General features: G+C 40.9%; 2 pseudogenes. Both read left to right on the forward strand.

The features are described from left to right. Nucleotides 1-203, forward strand: a pseudogene (locus KIV40_RS26135) (MSHA biogenesis protein MshB); the annotation flags it as partial. Between the two features lie 33 nt (nucleotides 204-236). Further along, nucleotides 237-329, forward strand: a pseudogene (locus KIV40_RS26140) (type IV pilin protein); the annotation flags it as partial. Nucleotides 330-658: the final 329 nt, after the last annotated feature.

The raw sequence follows: 658 nt of genomic DNA on the forward strand, positions 1-658 counted from the left end.
GTGCTGAGCTGATGGACAATCTTCTGCAAAACCCGCCAAAAGTAGGGGATGTGGATGTCGTTGCTAATGACAGTAACTACAAGTACTCAGCTCAAGCAAATACAACAGATGAAACCTGTACCTACGTTCAACTAGAAGGTAACACAGGCCATCAGTTTGTTTATGAAGTCAAAACTGGTCGTGTGACCGTAACTTTGCAGTAAGTCTGCGTAAATTAACATAGAGAGAGCTTAACTATGAAAAGACAAGGCGGTTTCACCCTAATCGAATTAGTGGTAGTGATTGTTATCCTAGGTATTCTTGCTGTAACTGCAGCACCACGTTTCCTCTGACTTTATCTTCATTCGTGAAGCTGACCGTAACGGTAACACAGCAGGTGTAGCTTACTTTGGTCTAGAAAATTACACTTCTAACGGTGTTCGTTATACTGAAGCAAACGGAACGAACGAAGCAACTGCTGCTATGGTGGAAGACACTACAAATTGTACACCAGCGCAATAGTTTTATAATTTGAAAAAAAGGCCACCTCCTGCTGGCCTTTTTTCTATCTACTACGCATTAATGTTAAAACAATTGGTAACCATACCGTTTTACATATCAATATCTTGTATACTCGAAGTCACACCGTAGTGAGAGGTTTGTGATGAAGAAAAGTCTC

The sequence above is a fragment of the Vibrio sp. D173a genome, from assembly GCF_030248475.1.